At 56.8% G+C, this 20,627-nt stretch carries 19 protein-coding genes; 1 reads left to right on the forward strand and 18 read right to left on the reverse strand.

Annotated features, from left to right (window positions below; translation table 11 throughout):
• The 15 genes from pdeM to ACR0MV_RS15425 form a co-directional block, all read right to left on the reverse strand.
• Entirely contained in the window at positions 1–663 is a 663-nt protein-coding gene (gene pdeM / locus ACR0MV_RS15355; protein ID WP_480702687.1) for a ligase-associated DNA damage response endonuclease PdeM, read from the reverse strand.
• A gap of 41 nt (positions 664–704) precedes the next feature.
• Positions 705–3,116, reverse strand: coding sequence for a ligase-associated DNA damage response DEXH box helicase (locus ACR0MV_RS15360; RefSeq protein WP_480702689.1), 2,412 nt, complete (start codon positions 3,114–3,116; stop codon positions 705–707).
• A gap of 40 nt (positions 3,117–3,156) precedes the next feature.
• Positions 3,157–4,464, reverse strand: coding sequence for an ATPase (locus ACR0MV_RS15365; RefSeq protein WP_170426706.1), 1,308 nt, complete (start codon positions 4,462–4,464; stop codon positions 3,157–3,159).
• A gap of 118 nt (positions 4,465–4,582) precedes the next feature.
• Positions 4,583–5,128: a prepilin peptidase gene (locus ACR0MV_RS15370; protein WP_170426705.1), complete on the reverse strand. Its 546-nt coding sequence runs from the start codon at positions 5,126–5,128 to the stop codon at positions 4,583–4,585.
• 3 nt (positions 5,129–5,131) lie between these two features.
• Positions 5,132–5,983 carry a tetratricopeptide repeat protein gene (locus ACR0MV_RS15375; protein ID WP_170426704.1) on the reverse strand — a complete coding sequence of 284 codons (852 nt, stop codon included), beginning with the start codon at positions 5,981–5,983 and terminating at the stop codon, positions 5,132–5,134.
• A 30-nt stretch (positions 5,984–6,013) separates the two neighbouring features.
• On the reverse strand, positions 6,014–6,451 hold the full coding sequence (locus ACR0MV_RS15380) for a tetratricopeptide repeat protein (RefSeq protein ID WP_367647687.1): 438 nt from the start codon (positions 6,449–6,451) through the stop codon (positions 6,014–6,016).
• Positions 6,452–6,602: 151 nt separating this feature from the next.
• The gene (locus tag ACR0MV_RS15385; protein WP_475201978.1) at positions 6,603–7,583 is read right to left on the reverse strand and encodes a type II secretion system F family protein; all 981 of its coding nucleotides are present in this window, start codon (positions 7,581–7,583) and stop codon (positions 6,603–6,605) included.
• Positions 7,584–7,593: 10 nt separating this feature from the next.
• Positions 7,594–8,562, reverse strand: coding sequence for a type II secretion system F family protein (locus ACR0MV_RS15390; protein WP_170426701.1), 969 nt, complete (start codon positions 8,560–8,562; stop codon positions 7,594–7,596).
• A 12-nt stretch (positions 8,563–8,574) separates the two neighbouring features.
• Entirely contained in the window at positions 8,575–10,020 is a 1,446-nt protein-coding gene (locus ACR0MV_RS15395; protein ID WP_480702690.1) for a TadA family conjugal transfer-associated ATPase, read from the reverse strand.
• Between the two features lie 24 nt (positions 10,021–10,044).
• A complete protein-coding gene (locus ACR0MV_RS15400) occupies positions 10,045–11,280 on the reverse strand; it encodes a CpaE/TadZ family protein (RefSeq protein WP_480702691.1) in 1,236 nt (411 codons plus the stop codon).
• A 199-nt stretch (positions 11,281–11,479) separates the two neighbouring features.
• Positions 11,480–12,103 (reverse strand): OmpA family protein, encoded by a 624-nt coding sequence (locus ACR0MV_RS15405; protein ID WP_170426698.1) that lies wholly within the window; start codon positions 12,101–12,103, stop codon positions 11,480–11,482.
• 15 nt (positions 12,104–12,118) lie between these two features.
• Positions 12,119–13,525 (reverse strand): type II and III secretion system protein family protein, encoded by a 1,407-nt coding sequence (locus ACR0MV_RS15410; protein ID WP_170426697.1) that lies wholly within the window; start codon positions 13,523–13,525, stop codon positions 12,119–12,121.
• Positions 13,526–13,716: 191 nt separating this feature from the next.
• Positions 13,717–14,586: a Flp pilus assembly protein CpaB gene (cpaB, locus tag ACR0MV_RS15415; RefSeq protein ID WP_480702693.1), complete on the reverse strand. Its 870-nt coding sequence runs from the start codon at positions 14,584–14,586 to the stop codon at positions 13,717–13,719.
• Between the two features lie 163 nt (positions 14,587–14,749).
• A complete protein-coding gene (locus tag ACR0MV_RS15420; protein ID WP_480702695.1) occupies positions 14,750–14,920 on the reverse strand; it encodes a hypothetical protein in 171 nt (56 codons plus the stop codon).
• Positions 14,921–15,051: 131 nt separating this feature from the next.
• Complete coding sequence (locus ACR0MV_RS15425) at positions 15,052–15,270, reverse strand: Flp family type IVb pilin (protein WP_480702696.1); 219 nt, start codon at positions 15,268–15,270, stop codon at positions 15,052–15,054.
• Between the two features lie 353 nt (positions 15,271–15,623).
• Here ACR0MV_RS15425 and ACR0MV_RS15430 point away from each other — a divergent pair, with 353 nt between their 5' ends.
• Positions 15,624–16,493, forward strand: coding sequence for a lytic transglycosylase domain-containing protein (locus tag ACR0MV_RS15430; RefSeq protein ID WP_480702697.1), 870 nt, complete (start codon positions 15,624–15,626; stop codon positions 16,491–16,493).
• Positions 16,494–16,538: 45 nt separating this feature from the next.
• Here ACR0MV_RS15430 and ACR0MV_RS15435 read toward each other — a convergent pair whose 3' ends face one another.
• The 3 genes from ACR0MV_RS15435 to topA form a co-directional block, all read right to left on the reverse strand.
• Complete coding sequence (locus ACR0MV_RS15435; RefSeq protein WP_170426692.1) at positions 16,539–17,165, reverse strand: CoA transferase subunit B; 627 nt, start codon at positions 17,163–17,165, stop codon at positions 16,539–16,541.
• Positions 17,165–17,869 carry a CoA transferase subunit A gene (locus tag ACR0MV_RS15440; protein ID WP_155139581.1) on the reverse strand — a complete coding sequence of 235 codons (705 nt, stop codon included), beginning with the start codon at positions 17,867–17,869 and terminating at the stop codon, positions 17,165–17,167. Before ACR0MV_RS15440 ends, ACR0MV_RS15435 begins: the two co-directional genes overlap by 1 nt.
• Before the next feature lie 102 nt (positions 17,870–17,971).
• Positions 17,972–20,599, reverse strand: coding sequence for a type I DNA topoisomerase (gene topA, locus ACR0MV_RS15445; RefSeq protein WP_480702698.1), 2,628 nt, complete (start codon positions 20,597–20,599; stop codon positions 17,972–17,974).
• Between the last annotated feature and the right edge of the window lie 28 nt (positions 20,600–20,627).

Genomic DNA, 20,627 nt, shown 5'->3' on the forward strand with positions numbered 1-20,627 from the left:
CTAGCGCGGCATTGGGATGATATGTGGATGCGGGCCGGTCAGGATGGCCATTGCCCCGTCGCTCATAAGTTTGTTCAGCGTAGTGTCCGAAGTCAGCAAGCCGCCCGTGTACGTGCCGTAAGCCGGTAGGATTAACTTGGCATCGTCCAGCAGGAATGCAGGGCGGGTAATCACCCGGCCACGGGCTTTCAGCCGCGTTTTGGGGTGGTAATGCCCCGAAACCTCGCTTGCCGCGCCGGGTAGGGCGATGTGCCTGAACACCAACGGTCCTGCCGAGAATTCGGACAGATGGGTACCCCCAAGATCGATTGGCCCCGGATCATGGTTGCCTTCGATCCAGACCCACTGACGCCCCGCCTGCAGAGTGGTCAGCGTCAGCTTTTCCGATGTCCCAAGGGCCGCCAAAGCGTCCAGATCATCAAAACTGTCGCCCAAGCAGATGACGGATTGTGCCCCGGTTCTGTCAATGTCGGCAGACAGCCGGGTCAGGGTATCTCGGCTATCGTAGGGTGGCAGGGCCGGGCCGCCGCGCCGTGCCTTGCGTTCAGATTTGCCCAGATGCAGATCGCTGACGCACAGCAAGGATTGGTCAGGCCACCACAGGGCACCCGAGCCCAGGGCGCGCAGGTCTTGCCCTGCAAAGGAAAACGGCAGTTCGTTCATGATCCGTTCTTTGCCTTTTTTGCGCTTTAGCGCAAGCGGTATCATCCCCCACCCAAGCCTGCCGCCTGCAGCAGGCGCGCGCTTTCTTCGGCCAGCAAGCGTTCTTCGGCAGCGCCTTTGACGGGGACTTTTCCAACCTCAAGAAACAAAGGTGCGGCCAAAGGCGAAACCCGGTTCAGCCGCACCAGATCAATCCGGTCGCCAATCCGGTCGATCATCGCCTCAATACGCCCAAAGTCCACTAGGCCGCGCATGGCCTCTTCGCGGGTGATCTGCATCAACAGGTGATCTGGGTCGTATTTCAGCAGCGTGTCGTACAAGATGTCCGAGGAAAACATTGCTTGCCGTCCGCTTTTGCGCTGACCGCCCGTATTGCGCTCGATCAGGCCGGCAATGGTGGCCGAGGCGCGAAAGGTGCGTTTCATCACCGCATTGCCCGCCAGCCATGTCTCCAGCCCAGAGCGTAGCGCGTCGCGCTGAAACAAGGGCCGCGGGTCTGTCACCGCGTCCAGGCCCCAGATCAGCGTGGCATAATCGGTGGCCACGAAGCCAAGCGGGGCCAGCCCGGTCTCCTCCATCCGTTTGGTCAGCAACAGACCCAGCGTCTGTTGCGCGTTGCGTCCGGCAAACCCGTAAACACACAGGTGTTCACGCCCGTTATCGGGAAAGCTCTCGATCAATAGCCGGTCGCGCTGTGGCAGGCGGGACATGTCCCGCTGCAGCGCCAGCCAGTCAGCCGTATGCGCGGGCAGTTGCGGCCAGTCAGGTTGGGCGAACATGCGCAGAATACGGTCGCTCAGCTGCGTCGAGGTGGCGAATTTGGTGCCCATGAAGGTGGCGATTTTGGGCTTCTTGTCAGCGCGGCGGCTGACCTCGACCACCATTTCGCGAAGGCCCTCATATCTGACAATCTGACCACCGATCAGGAATGTGTCTCCGGGCGTGAGAGAGGCGGCAAAGGCCTCTTCGACCTCGCCAAGGGGTTTCCCGCCGCGATTGCGCTTTAGGCGGACCTTGAGTGTGTCAGTGTCCTGGATCGTACCCAGGTTCATCCGAATGCGCGTGGCTGCCCGAGGGTCGCGGAGTTGCCATCTGCCGTCCGGTCGCTGTTGCAGTCGCTGCCAGCGGTCATAAGCCCGCAGGGCGTAGCCACCGGTTGCGCAGAAATCCAAGCATGCGTCGAACTCGGCGCGTCGAAGGTCCGCGAAGGGTCCTGCCGTTGTCATTTCGGCAAACAACGCGTCTGCGTCGAACGGACCGGCAGCGGCGGCGATCAGGATGTGCTGACACAGCACGTCCCGGGGGCCGGCACCTCGGGGGTCTCCATCCAGATCATGGGCCTTGGCGGCCTCAAGCGCTGCGATGCATTCCACCACTTCGAAACGGTTGGCCGGAACCAAAAGGGCTTTGGACGGCGCATTGTAGCGGTGGTTGGCGCGGCCGATCCTTTGTACCAGTCGTTTGACGTTCTTGGGTGCGCCGATCTGAATCACCAGATCCACGTCCCCCCAGTCGATGCCCAGATCCAGAGAACCGGTACAGACAATCGCGCGCAAATCTCCGCGCACCATCGCGGCTTCGACGCGTTCGCGCTGCTGTCGGTCCAGACTGCCGTGGTGGATACCGATGGGCAGAGCTTCGTCATTGGCGAGCCACAGGTTGTGAAAGAAAATCTCGGCCTGGGCGCGAGTGTTGTGAAAGATCAGCGTGGTTTTGTGCTGTTTGATTTGCTCCAGCACCGCAGGGATGGAGTAAGCCGCGCCGCCCCCGGACCAGGGTGGCATTTCCTGCGTTTCCAGCATGCGAATGTCGGGATCGGGTCCGGGATCGGCTTGAATGATGTGGCAGGGATCGGGATTGCGGGCCAGGAACCGCGCGATGGTCTGAGGGTCTTCGACCGTGGCGGATAGGCCGACGCGGCGCAGATTGGGACAAAGGCTTTGAAGGCGCGCCAGCGCCAGCATCAACTGGTCGCCCCGTTTGCTTTCTGCCAAGGCGTGAATTTCATCAACGATGACGCGCTGAACATCCGCGAACATGCGCCCGGCATCCTCATAAGACGTCAGCAGTGCCAGGCTTTCCGGTGTCGTCAGAAGGATATGCGGAGGGTCGACCCGCTGCCGTTTTTTCTGCGTGGCCGAAGTATCACCAGTGCGATCTTCGATGCGAATGGGCAGCCCGATCTCATCTGCCGGACCCCGCAGGTTGCGCCGTATATCCGCGGCCAACGCCTTGAGCGGGGAGACATAGATCGTATGCAAGCCGGGGCGGGCATCCGTGGCCAGCTCGGCCAGAGTGGGCAGAAACCCCGCCATCGTCTTGCCACCCCCGGTGGGAGCGATCAGCAAAGTCGCCGGGTCAGCCGCCCGGTCGAACATATCCTTTTGGTGCGGGTGGATAGACCAGCCTTTAGCGGCAAACCAATCCGTGATCCGGGCGGGAATCTGCGTCATGGACGCAGACTACCCGGCCTGCCCCGGAAATGGCACGGCGTTATTTTACGATGACTTCGTCTTTGACGAACATGTTTGCCCAGGCCCGGTCAATCAGGTCGGGGCTCATCTGATAAGGGATGCCCTCGAACTCGCAGATCGAGATCATCTGGTCGATCAGGAATATCGGCTGATAGTTGGCATAAACGTTGTTGATGGTCGGGTATTTGACCTTCAGCAGATGCACCAGAGCAGCTTCGTCCAGTGGCATGCCGCGTTTGCGGGCGACCATGGCGAAGATTTTCAGGAAGTCTTCCTGGTTCGGCCCACCAATTTTGATCTTGAAGAAGATCCGGCGAAGGGCCGCTTGGTCGAAGATTTCGTTCGGGTGGAAGTTGGTCGAGAAGATGACCAGCGTATCAAACGGAACTTCGAATTTCTCACCGGACTGCAGACCCAGAATATCCTTGTTTTCTTCCAGCGGAACAATCCAACGGTTGATCAGCGCCTGCGGCGGTTCCTGCTGACGACCAAGGTCGTCCACGATGAAGATACCGCCGGTCGATTTCAACTGCAGCGGAGCCTGATAAGTCCGCGCGGTCGGGTTGTAGACCAGATCCAGCATGCTGAGCGACAGTTCACCGCCCGTCACAACGGTTGGGCGTTCACATTGGACGTAACGCGTGTCGAACCGCTTGCGGCGACGCAGGCTGTTGGGGTCGTCGGCTTCTTGTTCAATCGCTGTGTGTACGATCGGGTCATAGACGGTGATCACCTGACCCGCATATTCAATCGCCCGCGGGACATAGACGTTGTCGCCCAAAGCATCGCGAATGCCGTTTGAAATCGAGGATTTACCATTGCCCGGAGGGCCATACATCAGGATGGACCGGCCCGCGCTGACCGCGGGACCCAGGTGGTCCAACAGGCTGTCGGGCAGAACCAGATGGCCCATGGCTCCGGTCAACTGGTCCCGGGTGACCTGAATGTTCCGGATCGACTGACGCTTGACCTGTTCGCGATAGACATCCAGCGGAACCGGCATGGCGCCGAAGTATTCGGACTGGCTCAAAGCGTCCAACGCTCGGGCCTTCCCGGCATCGGTAAGCTGATAGCCCATTTCGTTACCGCTGTTGGCATTCAGCGTACCCGTCGCCTCAAGCAGTTTCTGTTCGCGCGCGATGTCGATCAGTTCCTGAGTAACCGACCCCGGCAAACAAATCGCGTCGGCGACCTGACTGACCGTATCCACGTTTTTGCGGAACATTGTCTTAAGCAGAATGTCCCGCATCATAACGATGGGCAGTTTCATTTCGCCCAGGCCCTTGGGGGCAGGGGGGGCCATAACCGAGGTCGTCTGCATATTCATGAGCGTTGCCCGTCTATCCAGTAATCACGCCAATAGCCCCAATTCAGGGCTGCTTGCAGAAAGTCTTAACCTGATTTGTGTCAGTACCAAGGCGCGGAAAAGGCGGACTGATGATAGTTTAGGAACCGGAAACAGTACCCAATATCAAATAGATCGCAAGGCTGGCCCCAAAGGGAAATCCCATCGGAAACTTTTTGCCCCGATCCCAGCTTTCCCAATCCGGGGCAATGGTCCTTAGCCGCGTGTATCGTGCCAACCTGTGGGTTATGTAGGCACCAAGTATCGCGCAAGCCATGATGACGCACACCAAGACAAGATCCCCGACCCAGACAAAGGCTGAGGCCGCGGCCAAGAACTTTGCATCGCCGGCTCCCATTGCGCCGGCCGCGTTGAAGAGAATGCCCAGAAACAGCACGACGACGATGTGCAGCAATTGCCAGACGTAGGGCGGCAAGGTCAGCACAATCGGACCGATGCTAAAGGATGTCCATTCAGTCGCCCATGGTGGCAGCACAAAGAACCCGACGACGACAAAAACCGCAGTCAAAGCCAGGACCGCATGGTTCTTGATCAGCATGCTGCGCAGATCGGTGAAGGCCACGTAAAAGCAGATCGGTAACACAAATGGCAAAAACCACGCCGCTGCCGTCGCTGGGATTTCCATGAATCAGGCTTCCTCGAGCGCGCGGAGCGAACGGACGGCTTCCTCATAATGCTGCGGGTGTGTGGCGATGGCTTCGCGGAACAGGTTCTTCGCAGTTGTGACATCACCCTGTTTAACCGCCGAAATGCCCATCGTATTCAGCAGCATCGCCCGTTCGACTTGGCTCATGGGAATAACCGGCATGCTATAGTTGCCCTGCGCAGTTCTTGCCAGAACCAGGTTGTTCTTTGCAGTGAACAGGGAGCTGTCCTGACGGATCGCCTCAGAGAACAGACGTTCGGCGGCGGTGAAATCACCCCGTGCTAGTTTGGAGTAACCCCAGTTGTTCATCACGCTTCCGGGGCGCGTGGTGAGGCCAACTGCAGTTTCGTAAAAATGATCCGCGCGCTTCCAGTCTTTTCTGGAATCCGCGACAACCGCCTCAAGGCGATACCGTTGAAATGTTTCATATGTGGGCGGCACGGAATCCAACGTGGCTTTGGCTTTTGCCCAGTCTCCGGATTTGACCAAAGCCCCCGCATATTCGATCTTGTCCACGTTTGTGGCGCCCTTCATGGTCGTCACTTTCTTCCAGGCTGATGCGGCCTCGGTCGTGCGTTTCGCGCGGGAAAGGGAAATTGCAAGGCCACGCTGAAGGTCGATCCGGCCTGGGTTCTTTGCGGCAGCGCCCTGGAAATACGTTACGGCCTCATTGGGATCCGCAGCCGTCAGCAGAACCTCGTTCAGGTTGGTTTCGTCGATAACGTTCACCTCTTGGTAGGTGCGTTCGACTTTTTCCTCTTCGGTTTCTTTTTCGCAGGCGGACAGTACCAGCCCGCAGATGACCATCGTCGGAATCAAGAATTGTTGGCGCATTTTTTGCGTCCCTTACTGCTCTTGCCAATGTTACGGGAGCTTGCGCAGCTTAAATTGCCCGTCGCCTTGCTGCTCCAGTGTATATTCTTGTTTTTCCGGGGTAGTATTAACAGGATTTTCCATTTTTGCGAGGGCTAAGCGCAGATTGTCCAGGATTGCGTCACTTTCGCCATTGTCCAGCGCAAATGCCCGTCGAAACATCTGTGACGCCTCGGGATATTCGCCCTTTTCCATCAGCAAAACGCCAAGATTGTTCCACGGAACGGGCCAATCCGGTTCGTCCTCGACTGCGCGGCGCAAAAGCTCTTCGGCCTGACCCAGGCGTCTGAGGCCCAGATTTGCAGTTCCCATCGACGTCAAAATCTGCGTTGTCATCCCCTGATCCAGGGCTGCGCGGGTAAAGGCCGTCAGAGCCAGTTCATACTCGCCCGAGGCCATCAGCCGGTTCCCCACCGTGATGGGGTCCACGCTTTGTCCTTTTGGGTCCACGCCCGGCGGGTCCAAATCGTTTGACAGGCCTGTTTCCGTGCAAGAGGCCACCATGGCGATAACCATGGTGGCCTGGAATGTTAGGCGCAACCTGAGGCGGACACACCTGAAATTTAACTTCATTGGGACATTACCCACCGGCTGCAAAGTCTGCGATGCCTTTCGCCGAGGGGCCGACCAGAATGACCAGCAACGGGGGCACCGTTAGGATCATTGTGGCAAGTGTCATTTTGGTTGGCAACTTGTTCGCGGCCTCTTCGGCACGCATCACGCGTTTATCCCGCATTTCGCCGGCATAAACCCTAAGTGCTTCGGCAATCGAAGTACCAAAAGTGGCGGACTGGATCATCACGGTCACAAATGAGCTGACATCCTGAACGCCGCACCGCGTGCCAAAGTCGCGCAGAACCGTGTCGCGGTCCTTACCGGCCTTGAGCTCATAGGCTACAACCTCAAACTCTTGCGCGATGTCGGGGTACGAAACCTTCATTTCCGCAGCCACGCGCACGATGGCCTGATCGAGGGACTGGCCCGCTTCGACGCAAACCAGCATCAGATCCAGTGTATCCGGGAAGCCCGCAACAATGGCTTCTTGCCGTTCGGCAACACGTCTTGTGATCCAATAGCGCGGCAGGAAGTACATTGCGCAGGAAGGGACAAGAACACGAATGGCCATTTGTGCCGGCGTGAATTCCTGATCTCCGGCAAAGACGGTCACCAGCGAGACGCCAATCAAAACGCCGATGATTCCAAGAGCGAACTGGGCAAAGTGAAAGAACCGAACCGAGTCCTTTGAATGGTAACCCGCCTGCCGCAGTTTGAGCTCCATAGCAGATAGCTCTTCTTCGTTCTGCGGTTCCAGGAAGGTTGCAAACTTCTGCAATTGTTCGTTGCGGCTTGCTTGGCGCAACGCGTCTTTCTTGTCTTTTTTGCCTGCCTTCGGCGCTGCATTTGTGCGCTGGAGCTTCTTAAGTGGGTCTTCCGGCTGATTCAGCATAAGTGGCAAAGCCACCAAGACCATGAACAGTCCAAGGACGCCCACAACAATAAGCGGTCCGAAAGGGCCCAGGGTGTCGGTCAGGATCGTGTTGACTTGAGTCAGAAATTCCATGTTCGAGCCCTCAAACCTTGATGTTCGTAAGAACGCGCATAACGATCAGGTTCAGTGTCAGCATGATGCCGACGAAGAAACATGCCGGAATGAACAGCGCATGATCGACGACTTCGTCATAGTATCCGGGGTCGTTGATCAAGATGAACAACAGGCAGAAGACCGGGAAACCTGAGAGGAATTTGCCGGACCATTTGGCTTCGGCGGTAATGGCATTCACACGGCGGAACAGGCGGAAACGTGCGCGAATAACCTTTGCCAGACCGGCCAGAATTTCGGCAAGGTTACCGCCCGACTGCTGCTGAATGCCTACAGCGACCGACAGAAAGCGAAGATCCTGCATGTCCAGACGCTCGGCCAGGTCTTTCAAGGCTTCGCCGACGTCACGGCCATAGGCGCACTCGTCAGCAATGATACCGAACTCGGTTCCCAGAGGGTCCTGGACTTCGTTGGCCACGATCTGGATGGTCGAAACAAAAGGGTTACCAACACGCAGCGAACGCACCATCAGTTCAACGGCATCGGGCAATTGCTCTTCCATCATGCCCATGCGTTTCTTGGCTTTGTGGTTGACCCAAGCGTAAACGCCACCCACGCCGATCGCGATCGACAAGGCGATCCGAAGTATGGTTTCCGTTGCTGTACCGATGCTTAACCCGACATACGCAAACCCGGACACAAGGGCCATGATCATAATCAGTTGTTTGGGCGTAAAGGCAATCGCGGCCTTTTGTGCCTTATCGGCCAAAAGCGAATAGAGCGGGATGCTCTGCGACTTCATATGCTGCTGCATTTCCTTGCGCAGCTGTTCCAGAACCTGTTCGCGTCCAACCCCTTTGTCCAGCATGTCCAGACGGCGATTTACTCGGCTGTTCAGGCTGATCGATTTGCCAAAGGCTACGAGATAGATACCTTCGACCAGCAGAAGCACCGCGACAAAGATCACGACATAGATAAGGGCCTCAATGGGCAGTTGCATGGCCGGACCTCCTTATACGGTGGTTGGTTCGTAAATGGACGGAGGCAGATCAAAGCCCCACAGACGGAAACGTTCGGAGTAGTGGCTGCGAACGCCCGTTGCAGTGAAGTGACCGATGATCTTGTTGTCAGGTGTAAGGCCAACACGCTGGAATTTAAAGATTTCCTGCATCGAAATCACATCACCTTCCATCCCGGTGATTTCGGTGATGGATGTCATGCGGCGCGAGCCGTCCTGCAATCGGCTGGCCTGGACGATCAGGTTCACAGCGCTTGAGATTTGGCTGCGGACAGCTTTGATCGGCATTTCGATGCCTGCCATCGCAATCATGTTCTCCAGACGCGAGATCCCGTCGCGGGCCGAGTTGGCGTGGATCGTGGTCATCGAGCCGTCGTGGCCGGTGTTCATGGCTTGCAGCATGTCGATGACCTCGGCGCCACGCGTTTCGCCGACGATGATGCGGTCAGGGCGCATACGCAGGGCGTTTTTCAGACAGTCGCGAGGGCTGACCTCGCCTTTGCCCTCGACGTTGGGCGGGCGGCTTTCCATCCGGCCCACATGGGTCTGTTGCAGTTGAAGTTCCGCCGTATCCTCAATCGTCAGGATGCGCTCGGCATCGTCGATAAAGCTGGACAGGGCGTTCAACGTGGTTGTTTTACCAGAACCCGTACCACCCGAAACAATGATGTTCAGGCGCGTGGAAACGGCGGCCTGCAAATACGCGGCCATTTCTTCGGTGAATGCACCGAAATTGACCAGGTCATCAATGCCTAGCTTGTCTTTTTTGAACTTACGAATGGAAACCAGCGAGCCGTCGACAGCGATCGGCGGCACCATCGCGTTGAAACGCGAACCATCGGCCAGACGAGCGTCAACGTAGGGGTTGGATTCATCAACACGACGACCCACAGCGGATACGATCTTGTCGATGATCCGCATCAAGTGCTTTTCATCTTTGAACGTGACTTCGCTGAGTTCTAGCTTGCCGAAGCGTTCGATGAAGATCTGCTGAGGGCCGTTCACCAGAATATCGTTGACACTGTCGTCCTGCAGCAAAGTCTCAAGCGGGCCCAGACCGGTTACTTCGTCGTACAGCTCTTTATTCAGCTGCGTCCGGTCCTCGCGGTTCAGAACGATGTTGCGAGTCTCAAGGATTTCGCTGGCAATGGCGCTGATTTCCGCGCGCAGTTCGGATTCTCCGGCGTTTTCCAGCGCTGCAAGGTTCAGGTTTTCCAGCAACTCGCGGTGGAGTTCGATTTTGATTTCGCCCAGACGCTCTTTGCGCTTGCGTTCCTTATCAGAAACTGTGACTTCAGCGGCTTTCTTTTGAATGGGGCGACGCGCGACAGCATTGGCTGTTGGGGCTTTTTCCGCAGTCGGCGTTGGCGCTGCTGCCTGCGACGCGGCTGCGGTTTCAACCGGTTGCGCAGCAGGCTGCTTTTTGTATCTGGAAAACACGGCGACTACCCCTCTGAAATACTGTTATGCGGCCTCAGCACCGCTGCTGCCCAAACTATGAAGCGATTTTGCGAGTTTCGCGATTTCGCGGCGCAGCGGGTTTTTGGCTGCGGATTTTGCCAGTGGCAAACCATGATCGCCGCTTTGCATGACTTGCTTGCCACCTTCGGGCAATTGCAGGTCGATCGAAATGCCCAGGCTTTCGCCCATGCGCTTAACCCGGCTTTTTCCGTTCAGGTCGGTGAATTTCGGAGCCCGATTCAACGCGAAGCGCAGCTTGTTGAACGGCAACTCTTCTGCCTGCAGCGCACGTTTAAGCCTCAGCGCGTTTTGAGCCGAGCGCATATCCAGTTCGATCACCGCAAAATATACATGCGCGGCCTGCAGAACCGTCTCTGACCACAAAACCAGGGTTTTCGGCATGTCGATGATCACATAGTCAAACTGTCTGCGGGCGGTATTGATAACCTTTTCAATATCTTCCGGAGTGATCAGATCCAGCGGTACCATATCCGAGGGGGCGGTCAGGACGCTCAGTTTTTCCTCATAAGTCTGAAGGGCTTGTGAGAACACGTCGTCGTCCATCGATGCCGTATCCGAAAGCATCTCGAATACGGTTTCCCGGCGGGGCAAATCCAAATACGTCGAAACGCTGCCATATTGCAGGTCCAGATCAATGATACAGACCGAAGGCGCATCTTTGTCAGACGCAGTTGCGAGCTCCCAGGCTAGGTTCACGGCCAGGGTCGTCGACCCCACGCCACCGGCCAGACCGTGCACAACAAATAGCGCAGCTTCTTTTGATTCTCCCTGAACCGCCGGAACCGAGGTGACCTGAGTCGCAGCAACCGGTTCAGGTTTGTTCATCCGGTCGATGGCTTCTTTCAGCTCACCTTCGGGAAGAGGATAGGGGACAAATTCGTCAGCACCCTTGCGGAGCAGCTGGTGCAGGGACGCCGGAGTGACATCCTCAGCAATCAGCACGACCTTGATCTTCTTTTCCTTGGCCTGCGTGATGATTTCACCCATCAAAGACAGGTTGTCCTCATCGTCGCCGTCGATGGCAAGCGCAACGAAATCAAGGGTTTCAGCTTCGGGTTGGCCGAAAAACGCAAGCGCTTCTGCGAACCCAAGGTCGCCCCAGCGTTCACCCAGAATGGCTTCCATGTCCTCGATCAACAGATCGAAATTCTGGACGTCGCGACTGATCGTGCAAGCCAGAATGGCAGTCCCATCATCTTGCGTCGTGGCGCTTGTCATAAACACAATCCTCGTCGTCAGGGCACCTGAACTGTCCGAACCCGTTTGGCTCGGCTCAGTTTGCTGTTGCCCGGTCGCGACCAATGTAGGCCGCACTTCACCCAATTGTTGAAAAGGTGGCTTGGAACTTAGGCAAGATTTAGGCGCAAAAGAACCAATTGTAGGGAATTGGGCGACGATGCCGCCCAATTCCTAGGGATTATTCATCGCCTGTTGAGACTTGATCCCGCTGGATGTAGCTTGCGCGTGTCGCACTGTCGACGTATTCGCGGTAGATGATTTCCGCGTATTTACCGTCCAACAACTGCTTGTTGCCATCTGCAAGGCCGGAAACTTCGGTCACAGTGCGACGGTTCCGCCGATCCCGTTCATTAGTATCGATCAGGGGGCGTGTTTTTCCGAACGAAACCACAGCTTCCAGGCGCGATCGCGAAATGCCCTGTTGCGTAAGGAAAGCAACGGCAGCATTCGCGCGTCTTTGACCAAGGCGTTGGTTGTAAGACGCCGAACCAACCCTGTCGGTGTGGCCGTATACGCGGAACCGAGCCTCAGGGAACTGTTTGATCCAGTCGGCCTGACGCAACAGAATCCTGCGCGCCGATTCATCCAACTGTGCGCTGTCGAAGGCAAAGTTGATCTGGGTCGGAACTTCGGCTGCGAATCGCTGCCCCAAGATCTGAGCGAATGAAAGTTCACCGTTCATAACTTGGGTGTTGTTAAGCGTCGCATTGCCAAAAGCGCCCTGATCTACTTCATACCCGGCCTCACGCGTACATGCGGCGACAGCGACCGAAAGACCCAGTGTGAGTATCCACTTGTGCATTGGTCTATCCTCCTATCAATCCAGAACGTAGCCGTAGGAGCTTCCGAAGTCCTGGTTGGCCACTTCTGAGGCTGCGCCGGAACCCGGACGCGTTGTACGGGCGGTTCTGCCGTTGATGAACAGATCAAACTCGCTGGGTGGTTGAACCCGATCAGTGGGCAGAGCCAAAGCTTCACCACGTGTAGGCGAGACCAGATGTGCCGTGATGATGATCACCAGTTCTGACTGCTGACGCTGGTATTCCGCGCTGCGGAACAGTGCACCCAGCACAGGCACATCGCCAATCCATGGCAATTGGCTGTTCCGATCCGCGAAGTCGTCGCGAATCAATCCGGCAATCGCAAAGCTCTCACCATCGCGTAGTTCGATCGTCGTCTTGGTGTCGCGTGTAATGAAAGTCGGCACGTTGTTGCCCGCGATTGTGAAGTCGGAGTTCGGATCGATGCTGGACACCGACGCTCCCAATTCGAGGTTGATCAGGTCACCATCGACTACACGCGGGGTAAACAGAACCTGCACACCGAAGTTGCGGTATTCGATTGCGATCTGACCGTCGTCAGCGGGAACCGGGATCGGCACCTGGCCACCTGCCAGAAACTCTGCTTCCTGACCCGACAAAGCGGACAGGTTAGGTTCGGCCAGCGTGCGAGCAAGTCCCTTGGTTTCAAGGGCTTCCAACAGAAGGCGAACCTGTGTCGAGCCTGCGCCAAAGCCAAACAAGATGGCACCGGTGTTGGTTTGTTGGAGCGGAATGCGGCCGGCCAAAGCGTTGGCCAGGGAGCCTGCGCTGTTCAGGGTGTTGATACCCCCTGTCACATCACTGCCACCGAATCCCAGCGATGCTGTCAGGCTTTTAGCGACCGACCGGTTCATCTCGGCAAAGCGCACTTTCAGCATGACCTGCTGCACGCCGCCGACCGACATCAGGTTCGACACACGCTCAGGAGCGTAACGCTCTGCCAGTTCAAGGGCACGAGCCAACTTGGCCGAGCTGGAAACCGTGCCGGACAGGACGATCCCGTCATTAGCGGTTCGCACCTCAATGGGCTCGCTCGGAAGGATTTGACGCAGTCTTTCTTTGAATTCAGACACATCCGGCGAGACGCGGACCCGGACGTTGGCCAGCAGATTGCCAGCACCGTCAAACAAAGTCAGAGTCGTCAGGCCGGGGGCCTTACCCAAAACATAGATTGTGCGATCAGAAAGCGAAGAAATGTCAGCGATGCCAGCGTTGGCGATGCTGAGTTCCGCGAAAGGTGTTTCGCTTTCAACAACAATTGCGCGGTTCATAGGAACGTCCAGCGTTTCCGCCGTGCCGTTCTTTACAACACGCAGTGTCTCAGCACGGGCAGCACCGCCGACCGAACTGATAACCAGCGCCAACCCCAACAGGGTCGCGCTTATCCAGGAATGTATTTTCATGTGACCTGCCTCTCCGATCACGCCTCGTTTTAGGTCTAATGCCTTATGTGCGATAACACTGCGCGAATTGCGAATTTATTGCAATAATCAATGGTTTCTGGAATTTTCCTTATGTGGGCAATCAGCAACATCTGAAATGAAACAAGCCGCGCAATTGGCGCGGCTTGTGTCGTTAAAGTTTTGATTTCGCTTTAGTTTGTGCAGGGAATTTGAGTTTTGACGATTTCCCCACCGCGCCGTGTATTCACGGTGCAGACTCTTTCTGGAACCGGAGCAGGAGCAGGGGCGACCTCTTTGATTCCCAGCAGCTTTCTTTGGTCGACTTCGATGGCACTTGCGACGGCCTCGTCTTCAATTCCCACCAGCGCCAAAGACAGCCGGCCAGTGTTTTGAGCCTGGGCGAGAGCCGCAATTTGTTCGGGGCTCGCGGCAACTGTAACCGTTCGTGCAATGGTTGTTCCGGTAATGTCAGACCCTGCGGTCTGGTCCACCGCAATAAGTTCAATGTTCGTCTGGATCAGGCGAGTAATCTCACCTGCACGGCCACCCGCGTTAATGGAGCCTGTCCAGTAAACATCGACATTGTCACCAGGGCGCAAAAAGCCCGAAACACCCGAGGCCACATCGACGCTGATCGCAAATGCGCGCATCCCCTTGGCCAGACGCGACGTCAAACCGGCAGCTTCGCCAGGTTTTGTGACCTTTACCTCTAGGACGGCTTCGTCTTTTTCCATAGCCCTGAGAGCATACCGCTCCCCTTTGGCGTTTTCAGGAAACAATACAGCAATGTCGGAAAACGTGCCTTCCGGAATGGCATCCTCGGGCCACTGGACCGATCGCACATCTTCCTGTGTAAGGCGTTCGCCGTATTTAAACGACTTGTTCAGGACATAGACGTCAACCGTTGGAATGGTCTTCATATTGGCAAGCGCTTCTTGGGTCGCGAGCCTTTCGCGTTCAAGCTCTGCCTGAGTCTGTTTGATATAGTCCTGCGCCAAGTACACGGCACCACCGGCCAGAGCGACCCCAACAATCAGGACAAGTCCAAATACCGCACGCATTCACGTCCCCTCACATAACTTAGTTCTGTTTTTTTGCCGCAATGAATACGGCAACACTTCACCCCGGTGTAAATACAAATTGTGTCGAAAAGGGGGACAATGTGGGATTTTCTTTAAGCTCGTTTTGCGTAACGAGCGACAAGAATGCCACAAACGGGCTTGTTCACTCGCCAAATTTGACGGTGACTTTTCTGCCATCCAGCTGTGTCGCCACATCTGTAAGAGCTGCGCCGGTTTTTGTGTCGATTTCTTTGACTGGTGCAGCGATGTAAATTGCGATGACCGAGGCCATAAAGGCCAGAAACGCAGTTAGTACGACCCAGTCAATGGTCACAGCCCCATCTTCACATTTGTAGAATTTTGCGATCATCCTAAACATGGAAGCACCAGGGTAAGTGTGGAAAAAGTTACGGGGCCGCGTCTGTCAACCCAGCCCCGTTACATCACGTCGGAAAGCTCCAGAGCTTAGTCTGTCGCTTCTTGTTGGATCTTAACTTTGGTAGCAACGTCTGCAGCGGTGTTATCCAGCGCAACGCCAACTTTGTCAGAGATTGCTTTGGTGCCGTCACCGATTGCGCTGTAAGCAACAGCGGCCAGGCCAACAACAGCAGCGGTCAGAACAACCCAGTCTACAGTTACGGCGCCGTCTTCGTCTTTGCGGAAGTTCTTGATGAACTTGATCATTTTACGTCCCTCCTAAAGGATCAAATTAGTCACTTAAACCTAGGGGCCTTCCAGAGCTTCCTCTCTCAGTCCGCTCCCGACCATCTCGGTATGGCACTATGATTGCCTGCTGTGCGTGGCAGGAATTGGGCCAAACCACATTTTTTTTCGAGGAAGTTTAACTTTTTGGTAGTTTTTTTTACAAACTATTGAAAATAAAAAGAAAAAAAACATATTGGAAAGGGGTTGCCCTGCCGCGCCGATGCAAATTTACGGCAAATGAGGCGAAATTGCCCCATTTCGCGGGGTTTTTCTGGCTTTACAGGCGGTTTCAGGGTTCAAATCAACCAAAAGATAAAGAACGAGGCAGGCAAATGAATCTCCGGGACGCAATGACTTGCGCCGGTTTGGCGGTGTTTGTGATGGCTGGCCCCATGCCGGTCGCGGCAAACGAGATCGAACCGCGAGGGGTCTACAAACGGGTCAAGGCCCCCAAGCCGGGCACACGACCCCGCGTGACGGTTCAGATCACCCCAGAAGAACACGCCAAGTCACCTTCTGCGCCCAGCACCGGTACGGCAATCGTCGAACCGGAGATCATTGCGCGTACGCGTGTTACTCCGCCGTCTGGTCCCGGTACGGCGGGGGCCGGGAAAAAGCCTGTTGGATCGTACAAGGCGTTTTGGGAGCGCATTTCACCAGCGCTGGCTGAATCAGGGTCAGGACGTTTGGACGATGCCATCAACGCTTTGGCTGCAACCAATGTTGCCTCGCCGCGTTTACAGACCCTGCAAAACATCGCCCAGCAGCGCGGAGTAGATATCTTGCGCTCCACCGTGGGTACGAATGTGTCACCGGCTCTGGTACTCGCAGTGATTTCGGTAGAATCAGCTGGGCGTACCAATGCTGTCAGCTCGGCCGGGGCACAGGGGTTGATGCAATTGATGCCCGCAACTGCAAAGAGGTTTGGGGTTAAGGACAGTATGCAACCGTCGCAGAACATCGCGGGTGGTGTGAAATACCTGAACTGGCTGATGGAGGAGTTCGGCAATGACCCGATTCTTGTCCTTGCCGGGTACAATGCGGGCGAAGGGGCTGTGCGTAAGCATGCCGGTGTGCCGCCTTATGCCGAGACCCGCGACTACGTGCCTAAGGTTCTCGCTGCGTTTCAGGTTGCGCGCGCTTTGTGCTCGACGCCGCCTCAGCTGATTTCGGACGGCTGCGTCTTCCAAACTCAGAATTGAACAAAGGCCCACCTGGATTTGGTGGGCCTTTTTCTTTGGATGGCGTCAGTTGACGATATTGGCCTCGGTTGCGGCGCGAATCTCGTCCTCGGTCACGCCTTCGGCGATCTCGATGATCTTCAGGCCGCCATCAACCACGTCCAGAACGCCCAGATTGGTGATGATACGATTCACCACCTTCTTGCCCGTTAGGGGCAGGGTGCATTTCTTCAGCAGCTTGGATTTGCCGTGCTTGTTGGTGTGGTCCATCACAACAATCACGCGACCAACACCCGCCACTAGGTCCATCGCGCCGCCCATGCCTTTGACCAGCACGCCGGGAATCATCCAGTTGGCAAGGTCGCCCTCTTCGTCGACTTCCATCGCGCCCAGAACAGCGGCTGCGATTTTACCGCCACGGATCATCGCAAAGGAGGTCGCGCTGTCGAAGTAGGACGTGCGAGACAGTTCTGTGATCGTCTGCTTACCGGCATTGATCAGGTCTGCGTCCTCTTCACCTTCGAACGGGAAGGGGCCCATGCCCAGCATGCCGTTCTCGGATTGCAGGGTGATGTCCTTATCACCCACATAGTTCGCCACCAGCGTCGGAATACCGATGCCGAGGTTCACATACATGCCGTCTTCCAGTTCTTGCGCCGCACGTGCGGCCATCTGATTGCGATCCCAGGGCATTATGCTTCCTCCTTCTTACGGGTGGTGCGCTGTTCGATGCGCTTTTCGTGCTGGCCCTGAATGATGCGATGCACGTAGATACCGGGCAGGTGGATCGCGTCAGGGTCTAACGAGCCACGCGGCACGATCTCTTCAACCTCGGCAATGCAGATCTTGCCACAGGTTGCAGCTGGCACGTTGAAGTTTCGGGCGGTCTTGCGGAAGATCAGGTTGCCGGTGTCGTCGGCCTTCCAGGCTTTGACGATGGCCAGATCGGCAAAGATGCCTTCCTCCAGAATGTATGTCTCGCCGTTGAAGTCTTTGTGCTCTTTACCTTCAGCGATTACGGTGCCCACGCCGGTCTTGGTATAGAAACCGGGGATGCCCGCACCGCCAGCGCGCATGCGCTCGGCCAGAGTACCTTGGGGATTGAATTCCAGCTCCAGCTCACCGCTGAGGTATTGGCGCATGAACTCGGCGTTTTCGCCGACATACGAGCTGATCATCTTTTTGACCTGCTTGGTCTGCAGCAGGATGCCGATCCCGAAATCGTCGACGCCGGCGTTGTTGGACGCAAAGGTCAGGTTCTGAGCACCCGAGTCCTTGATCGCCTCAAGCAGCAGCTCGGGAATACCGCACAGGCCAAAACCGCCCGCTGCGATCATCATGCCGTCCGAGATCACTCCATCGAGTGCTTCGGTGGCATTGGCATAGACTTTCTTCATGGAAAACTCCCCCAATGACATGGTGATGGGCAGGTTGTGCCGCCACGTCACGGGGAAGTCAATGAAACCAAGGGGTAGGTGGTATTTCTACCTAGCCAGCAATCAAGTGGCCGCCTTTTTGGTCGTCTTCTTGGCGGCTGCTTTCTTCTTAGGAGCCGCCTTTTTCTTTGTGCCCTTTTTGGCGGCGCGCTCGTTGACCAGTTCGATGGCCATTTCCTGCGTCACGTCCTCGGGTTTGATGTCCTTGGGAATGGTCGCGTTGACCTTTTCCCATTTTACATATGGTCCATAGCGCCCATCCAAGACCTGCATTGCGCCGCCATCGGGGTGTTCCCCGAGCTCTTTGAGCGGCTTAGCCGCCGCGCGACGGCCTCGGCCAGGGTTGGCGCGCTTCTCGGCCAGCATTTCGACCGCGCGGTTCATGCCGATCTCGAACACATCGTTGGGGTCTTTGAGGTTGGCATAGACCGGCTTGGCCTCTTCAGGCAGTTGATGCATCAGATACGGCCCAAACCGGCCAAAATTCGAGCTGATCATACCGCCTTCGGGGTGTTCGCCGATCTGGCGCGGCAATGACAGCAGCGTCAGAGCCTTATCCAAGTCCATGTCGTCCTTGCTCCAACCGCGGGGCAGGGAGGCTCGCGGCGGTTTCTTGTTCTCTGGCGTTGGCTCGCCGCGCTGCACGTAGGGACCAAAGCGGCCGGACTTTAGCCAAATCTCATCGCCTGCGTCTTCACCCAGCAGGCGTTCATCGCCCTCGGCCCCTTCGCCAGCGATGGGTCGGGTATAGGTGCATTCGGGGTAGTTTCCGCAGCCAACAAACCCACCCGTGCGCGAGGTTTTCAGGTGCAGTTGACCAGTGCCGCATTTCGGGCAAATCCGGGGATCGGAACCGTCTTCACGGGGCGGATAAAGCTGTGGTGCCAGCGCTTCGTCCAGCTTGTCCAGAACCTCTGAAATCCGCAGGTCCGACGTCTCGCCAATCGCGGCCGAGAAATCGCGCCAGAACTTGCCCAGCAGGTCTTTATAGTCGCGGTCCCCGGCGCTGACGTCGTCGAGCTGTTCTTCGAGATTCGCCGTGAACTCATAGCCCACATACTGACGGAAGAAGTTCAGCAGGAAGATCGTAACAATCCGGCCTTTTTCTTCGGGGATCAGGCGGTTCTTATCCTTGCGCACATATTCCCGGTCTTGAATCGTGGTCACGATCGACGCGTAGGTCGATGGTCGACCGATCCCCAACTCTTCCATCCGTTTGACCAGCGTGGCCTCGGTATAGCGGGGCGGGGGTTGGGTGTGGTGCTGCAAGGCCAGAACGGCCTCATTCTCGGACAGAATTGCGGCCTTTTCCGTATCTCCGGTGACCTTGGCGAACTGATCCCGCAATGAGGTCTTGGCAAATCGCGCCGGATCGCCCTGCATGATCTGCGGCAGGCGCTTTTCGTCCTCATCGGCGACATCGTCACGGCCTTCTTCGTAGACGCGCATGAACCCGTCGAACAGCACAACCTGACCCGTGGCGCGCAAACCGACCTGACCGTCATCGCTGCCGATCTCGACGGTTGTACGTTCCAACCGTGCGGCAGCCATCTGGCAGGCGATTGTGCGCTTCCAGATCAGGTCATACAGCTTGCGCTGATCCTCATCCGTGACTTTCAGCGCCTTGGCATCGCGCGACATGTCCGTCGGGCGGATACACTCGTGCGCTTCCTGTGCGTTCTTGGCCTTGTTCTTATAAATACGCGGGCTGTCCGGCACGTACTCCGCGCCGTAGCGATCGGCGATGGCGTCGCGGGTGGCGGCCACAGCCTCGGGCGCCATGTCGATACCGTCGGTCCGCATATAGGTAATGTAACCCGCTTCATACAGTCGCTGCGCAACCTGCATCGCATGACGCGCACCCATGCCGAACTTTCGGCTGGCCTCTTGCTGCAGCGTCGAAGTCATGAACGGCGCGCTTGGGTTACGTGCGGCGGGTTTGGCCTCGACCGAAGTGACGCTAAGGGCGCGGCTGGTGATTGCCTGAACCGCCAGCTCGGCCTGAGTGGCGTTGGCCAGATCATGCTTGTCCAGCTTTTTGCCTGCCAGAGTGACCAGACGTGCCTCATAGGTCTGGCCACGCGGTGTCTCGAACAGCGCTTTGACCGACCAGTATTCCACCGGTTTGAACGCCTCGATCTCCATCTCGCGCTCGACGATTAGGCGCAGACAAACAGATTGCACCCGCCCTGCAGACCGGGCACCCGGCAGTTTGCGCCACAGAACCGGAGACAGATTGAAGCCGACCAGGTAGTCCAGAGCGCGGCGAGCCAGATAAGCCTCGACCAGCGGCATGTCGACCTCGCGCGGGTTTTGCATCGCTTCGGTCACGGCATCCTTGGTGATGGCGTTGAAGGTAACGCGGCTGACCGGCGTGTCCTTCTTTATCGAACGGCGCTTAGTCAACGCTTCCTGCAAGTGCCAGCTGATGGCCTCTCCCTCGCGATCGGGGTCGGTCGCGAGGATCAGAGCGTTGTCTTCCTTCAGCGCGTCGGCGATGGCTTTGACGTGTTTGCGGCTGTCGTTTCCGACCTCCCATTTCATCGCAAATTCATGCTCGGGATCGACGGAACCATCCTTTGGCGGCAGGTCCCGAACATGGCCATAGGACGCCAGAACCGTGTAGTCAGGACCAAGATATTTGTTGATTGTTTTGGCCTTGGCAGGAGATTCTACAACAACTACAGGCATTTAAGGGATAACCTCGCTCGACATAAAG

It is taken from the genome of Ruegeria sp. BC3 (assembly GCF_056539265.1).

What these genes read in the sequence shown, in the direction of transcription:
- pdeM (WP_480702687.1), bottom strand. Translation starts at nt 663, where the DNA reads ATGAACGAACTGCCGTTTTCCTTTGCAGGGCAAGACCTGCGCGCCCTG.
- ACR0MV_RS15360 (WP_480702689.1), bottom strand. Translation starts at nt 3,116, where the DNA reads ATGACGCAGATTCCCGCCCGGATCACGGATTGGTTTGCCGCTAAAGGC.
- ACR0MV_RS15365 (WP_170426706.1), bottom strand. Translation starts at nt 4,464, where the DNA reads ATGAATATGCAGACGACCTCGGTTATGGCCCCCCCTGCCCCCAAGGGC.
- ACR0MV_RS15370 (WP_170426705.1), bottom strand. Translation starts at nt 5,128, where the DNA reads ATGGAAATCCCAGCGACGGCAGCGGCGTGGTTTTTGCCATTTGTGTTA.
- ACR0MV_RS15375 (WP_170426704.1), bottom strand. Translation starts at nt 5,983, where the DNA reads ATGCGCCAACAATTCTTGATTCCGACGATGGTCATCTGCGGGCTGGTA.
- ACR0MV_RS15385 (WP_475201978.1), bottom strand. Translation starts at nt 7,583, where the DNA reads ATGGAATTTCTGACTCAAGTCAACACGATCCTGACCGACACCCTGGGC.
- ACR0MV_RS15390 (WP_170426701.1), bottom strand. Translation starts at nt 8,562, where the DNA reads ATGCAACTGCCCATTGAGGCCCTTATCTATGTCGTGATCTTTGTCGCG.
- ACR0MV_RS15400 (WP_480702691.1), bottom strand. Translation starts at nt 11,280, where the DNA reads ATGACAAGCGCCACGACGCAAGATGATGGGACTGCCATTCTGGCTTGC.
- ACR0MV_RS15405 (WP_170426698.1), bottom strand. Translation starts at nt 12,103, where the DNA reads ATGCACAAGTGGATACTCACACTGGGTCTTTCGGTCGCTGTCGCCGCA.
- ACR0MV_RS15410 (WP_170426697.1), bottom strand. Translation starts at nt 13,525, where the DNA reads ATGAAAATACATTCCTGGATAAGCGCGACCCTGTTGGGGTTGGCGCTG.
- cpaB (WP_480702693.1), bottom strand. Translation starts at nt 14,586, where the DNA reads ATGCGTGCGGTATTTGGACTTGTCCTGATTGTTGGGGTCGCTCTGGCC.
- ACR0MV_RS15425 (WP_480702696.1), bottom strand. Translation starts at nt 15,270, where the DNA reads ATGATCAAGTTCATCAAGAACTTCCGCAAAGACGAAGACGGCGCCGTA.
- ACR0MV_RS15430 (WP_480702697.1), top strand. Translation starts at nt 15,624, where the DNA reads ATGAATCTCCGGGACGCAATGACTTGCGCCGGTTTGGCGGTGTTTGTG.
- ACR0MV_RS15435 (WP_170426692.1), bottom strand. Translation starts at nt 17,165, where the DNA reads ATGCCCTGGGATCGCAATCAGATGGCCGCACGTGCGGCGCAAGAACTG.
- ACR0MV_RS15440 (WP_155139581.1), bottom strand. Translation starts at nt 17,869, where the DNA reads ATGAAGAAAGTCTATGCCAATGCCACCGAAGCACTCGATGGAGTGATC.
- topA (WP_480702698.1), bottom strand. Translation starts at nt 20,599, where the DNA reads ATGCCTGTAGTTGTTGTAGAATCTCCTGCCAAGGCCAAAACAATCAAC.